Source organism: Paraburkholderia sp. Ac-20347 (genome assembly GCF_017104805.1).
Lineage (GTDB): Bacteria > Pseudomonadota > Gammaproteobacteria > Burkholderiales > Burkholderiaceae > Paraburkholderia > Paraburkholderia tropica.
Genome location: NZ_JAAGPN010000409.1, coordinates 1 through 5022, shown reverse-complemented (window position 1 = coordinate 5022; position 5022 = coordinate 1). Strand labels below are relative to the sequence as shown.

Genomic DNA, 5022 nt, shown 5'->3' with positions numbered 1-5022 from the left:
TACGCCGATGATAGTGCGGATTGCCCGTGTGAAAGTAGGTAATCGTCAGGCTTCTTATGCAGTACGTCCAGAACCCCGGCTTCTCCAGAAGAGAGCCGGGGTTCTGGCGTTTACTTGCTTGAAAAACACAAGTACCCCATTCCGTCTCGTTCGCAAACTTCGCGGCTTAGCCAGTTTGGTGGCGCGATGCTGCACCGCACATTATCATCGTCATACGAACGATGAATGTGCTGTCGATCTCGACAGCGAAGAGAGGGCATCATGGCCGACCTGCTACTTGGCAATGTAGAAGAAAACATCGCCGACGAAGAGATCAACGCGTTTTTGCAGAAGTACGGTTTCCCGTCCTTCGATCATATTCAGCGCGTGACGGGCACCGGTACGCATCCCGCCGCGCTGCTGCACTACGCGAGTGCCAGCGAGGAAATACTGCGGACATTGCAGCCTCGCGTGCATCACATCTTCTGGAACAACCGCACCATCACCGCGCAAATCATTCCCGCGCGCGAAGCCGATTAATTCCTCGCTGAATTGCTGAATCTCGGCTAATTCGTATGCGCCCGACGCAATGCCGGGCGCAATGTCTGCGGCAATCAATCGACGCTATCCCACCAGCGACGTGTTGTACGTCGTCCCGCCGATAACGACGTTATTCAACGTAATAGCATTCACGTTGTTCACGTAGATCACCCCCGGATTCGTCACCGATGTCGCGCCACTGCAGACCGGCGTGCCGAGATTGCAGTTCGTGATCGTCACGCCGCTGATCGGCAGTACGGTCGGCGCGGGCGCCGGGCCGTTGTAGTCGGCGGCGACCGGTCCTTGCGCGACGATGGCCTGAAAGCACGAAGCCGTCGTGCCGCTCGAGGTCACGTTGCTCGCCGTCACATTGGAGATGTTGATGTTCTTCACCACCGGTGGGCTGATACGCACGGCATCGCCGGCCGGGCTGTAATCGCAATCGAAAGTGATCAAACCGCCCTGCGAGGCCGCCGGATTCGATCCCGTCGAGCTCGTGGTCCCCACCGGCACCGACGCGGTAATCGGACTGCCCGCAATCATATTGCTCGTGCCATAACCCTTGCCGACCAGCGTGACGCCGTTGGGCAGCGTGACGCCGTCGATCCACACATCCTGCACCGCGCCGCCACGATTCATATTGGTCTTGATACGAATCGCGATATTCAACGGGTTGCTCGCCCAATTCTCATTGAGCATATTCAGATTGCGCGCATAGATGTTCTGGACTCCTGCGCTCATTTCGCTGCCGAGCGTGAGGCCGCCATGCCCGCTATTCATCGTGCAATTCTGGATCACGTGATATTGCGCGGGACCATATTCGATATCCAGCGCCTTGCCCGATTTGATGGCAATACAGTCGTCGCCGGTATTGAACGTCACGCCATCGGCGAGCACGTAACTGCACGCATCCGGATCGAAGCCGTCGTTGTTCGGGCCGATGCTGTCCGCGAATACGCCCTGAATCACCACGTTCTTGCAATCGGTCGGATGGTGCTGCCAGAACGGCGTGTTCTGCGTATGGTAGTTCTGCATCAGCACGTTGGTGCAGCCGATGAATTCCACCATGCACGGACGCAGATAATGCCCGTTGCCGAACACGCGCTGCGTGACCGCCACGCCCAGTTCGGCGAGCGCGGGCAGATAGTTTTGATCCTGTGCCCACGAGGTGCCCGTATCGAGCAGCGGCAGCAGGGTGGCGGCCTCGGGATTCGTCATCGCCGAGCTGCTTAAAGTGGTGAGCGCGGCGTTGTTCGGATTCACATAGGCCTGCGAAGGCGTCGACGAACTCGCGCAGCCATACGCGCCATTCGTGCCCTTGAAGGTCCACCAGCAAAACGACGGCGTCACGCCATTCGCCTGCGCGGGCGTCATCGACTGGCCGTTGAGAATCGAGCTGTCGCCTTCGCCGGTGAGGCCGATATTCTGCTGCTGATACGCGTAAATGGGCGAGCCGAAATTGAGGCAATCGTTGGCCTGCCAGCGTGTCCAATAGAGATTGCCGTTCGCCGTGGCGTGCGGGCCATCGACGGCGTAATCAGCGGGATTCGGGCTGAAACAGATCGTGCAATTGGCGCTCAGATGAAAATTCACATTGCTAAGCAGTACGATCGGTCCGCCGCAATACCAGTTGCCCGCGGGCACGACCACGCGGCCGCCACCCGCCGCATTGGCCGCCACGATCGCCTGGTTGAATGCCGTGCGCGAATCGTACGCCGTACCCGTGAGCGACGACGACACCATCTGGTCGGCGCCGGGGCTCGTCGGCGAGGCCGTCTGGCCAAGCCAGGGAATGGCCGGGCTCCACGCCGTCGCGGCCACGACCTGCGTGGTTAGCGCTTGCGCGCCATAGCTCGTGACCAGGTAATCGGTCGACGGGAACAGGGAGAGCGCCACGTGCTGGACCGCGTCGATGATCTGCTGCGCCGCGCCGCCGGTTCCCCAGATCGGATCGACCGATGCGGCAGTGCCGGTGTTCGCGGTGTTCGCGGTGCTCGCGGCGGTCGTCGAGCCGCCGCAGCCGGGCAGCGTGCCGAGCAGGCTTGCGCCCGCCGTGACGCCCGCGAAGGCCATGAAGCTGCGGCGGGCGGAAGAGGCCGGTGCGCCGGATGCGCGCGCCGGGGCGAGGCCCTTATCGTTGTTCTGCGTTGGCATGTATCACGCCTCCTGTTTTGTCTCGCTAATGGACTTGGGTGTCTTCTCGTTGTGCTTGAGCCTCGATTCCGACGACGTCTCCATCGCGGATTCGAGCAGGAATTGTTGTTAGACAAGATGTGAAGTGTCAAGCAACTATCTCCAGGTAATGACCCTGATCGCCTTTTTTCGGCAATGTTGATTGACGACCTTGCGCGTAGATCCGACGAACGCCAGCCGAATCGCGTCGTGGCGCATCCGGGCAATACGGCAACCGATTCGCGTTTGTCGGTATGAAGAATTTCGAATCGCTAATGACGTACATCACAGTGAAATCGAAATCGATTAATCGCTGATTTCTCTTGTTTATTAAATCTGATAAGCGATACGCATAATCGGAATTGTCAAAAATCACAAATTCAACATGCTTTTAAAACAGCTTTCAGTTAATATTCGGCCTGCTGCATAAAGCCGTTTGTGGGGAATAGGGAGACGCGCGGCGATTAATCCAGGCTGGCGAGACTCGCACAACGGCGCAGGACAAGACCCATATTCAATTTCAGGGCGATTGATCCCATGAAGTTAACGCGTAAAAAGATCGCCATAACGGCCGCGGTTTTAATCGTCGCGCTGATCGCCATTCAGGCGATCTGGCGGCCATTCGGCGGTAAAGGGGCGTTTCGTTCGCACGAAGTCGCATTCGATATTCGTTATCCCGACGCCATCGTCGACAGCGTGGCGCTTTCCCGCCTGCCGCGCGACATGATTCGCGTGCCGTTGCTGCATAGCCTGCTCACACGCGATTTCGTCGACTACTACGAATCGAATTCCACGCGGCTTTCCGCCGAAGGCGCGGTGCGCCGTCTCGCGTTCGAACACGATCTCGATTGGCGCGATGAACTCATCAAGCGCGTATTCGACGAACCGTCGCGCGTATTGCTGTGGCGCTCGCCCGATGGCCGGCTCGGCTATTGGGTGATGACCATGCGCCGTAATGGCCTTGCGAAGCTGATGCAGGCCATGGCCAATGTCGCCGCGAGCGATACGCAATTGAGCCAGGCGGGCACGCTGTCCGGCGATGTCCCGGTTTACGCGCTCAAGCTCGCGGTCGGCCACACGCTGCTGTTCGCGGCGAAAGGCGACCGGCTCATCGTCATGTCGGAGCCGGGCATGCTGTTCGACGCGGATGGCAAGGCCATCGGCGAACGGTCGAAAGCGCTGGCGCAGATGCTCGACGACGGCGGCGCGGACGCGCTGCGCACCTATCGTCTCGACGACGCGTCGGCCGACGTGAGCGGCCATCGCGTGATCGTCTCGGTCAACTATCTCTCGTTTGGTTATCAGGCCTTTTTCTCGGGCATCAACGCGCTGCGCTTCGATTTCGCCGCGTCGCACGCGGCTGCCAAAAGCGTGCCCGCGAGCGATGCCAACGCCGATGCCGATACCAATGGCGCATGGAGCACGGCCGCGCTGATCGATCCCGCGCATCTGCCGCAGCACTGGAATAGCGCCGATATCTGGCGCGCCTTGCCCGCGAACGCCGCGGCGTGCGCGAGCCTGCCGGTCGACTGGAACGACGCCGCCGATTTGCTCGGCAAACTGGGCGACGCCGAACAGGGCGCAGCGAAGATCCTGCGCGAGCAGTTCGCCGGTCCGGCGGGCGTGTGCTGGTACGCGAAGTCGACGCTCGTCGCGCCCGTGTTCGTCGCGCGCCTCAAACCGGAGTCCACGCAGGACGCCACGCAACTCGCCGCGCTCAAGGGCGCGCTCGCGAGCGTGTTCGGCGACGCGATCGGCGCTTATGAAGCGAAGGCCGGCAACGAAGCGGGCTATCGCCGCTTGCCAGTGCAATCGCGCGACGTGTCCGCGGGCGTCACGCTCTGGACGCGCGCCGTGAGCGCACGCTCGGGCACGGCGCAAAGCGCGGGCTCGCCCTACGCGGCGCAACTTTCCGCGCCGCGCTACTTCCCGGTGACGCTCGCGCTCGCGCACGGCTACGTGGTGTTTTCGCCCGATGCGCGTCTCGTCGACGACACGCTGGCCGTGCTCGACAAGCGTTATCCCGCGATCGCCGACACGATTGCGCCGCAGCGTCTGTCGACCACGATGATGTCGGTGACGCCGTCCGCCGCCGCCGCGCTCGTCGAGCGCGAAGCGGGCCGAGCGCTGCCGGCCGATCAGGAAGCGATCTTCCGCAACGCCGCGCGCACGCATCTGCTGCCGAAGCTGCACGCGGTCGCGAGCTATCCGCCGCTCGCGCTGAGTCTGCCGGATTCGCTGCCGTCGTCGCTGGGCTGGGTGCCGGTCGAATGGCACTTCGAGCCGCGTGCGAGCGCCGCGCCGCGTGGCGACGCGGCGGCGGGGCGTCCA

At 61.7% G+C, this 5022-nt stretch carries 3 protein-coding genes; 2 read left to right on the top strand and 1 reads right to left on the bottom strand.

The genetic code is table 11. The features are described from left to right. Positions 1 to 261: 261 nt before the first annotated feature. On the top strand, positions 262 to 519 hold the full coding sequence (locus G3N97_RS36480; RefSeq protein ID WP_205997644.1) for an RNA-binding protein: 258 nt from the start codon (positions 262 to 264) through the stop codon (positions 517 to 519). Positions 520 to 603: 84 nt separating this feature from the next. Here the strand turns inward: G3N97_RS36480 and G3N97_RS36475 are convergent, their stop codons facing one another. Continuing rightward, entirely contained in the window at positions 604 to 2673 is a 2070-nt protein-coding gene (locus G3N97_RS36475; RefSeq protein WP_205997643.1) for a glycoside hydrolase family 28 protein, read from the bottom strand. Positions 2674 to 3228: 555 nt separating this feature from the next. On the opposite strand from G3N97_RS36475, the gene G3N97_RS36470 reads away from it, so the two are divergent. Continuing rightward, positions 3229 to 5022 (top strand): DUF2138 family protein (locus G3N97_RS36470; RefSeq protein WP_205997642.1); only part of this gene is annotated, 1794 nt, incomplete at its 3' end.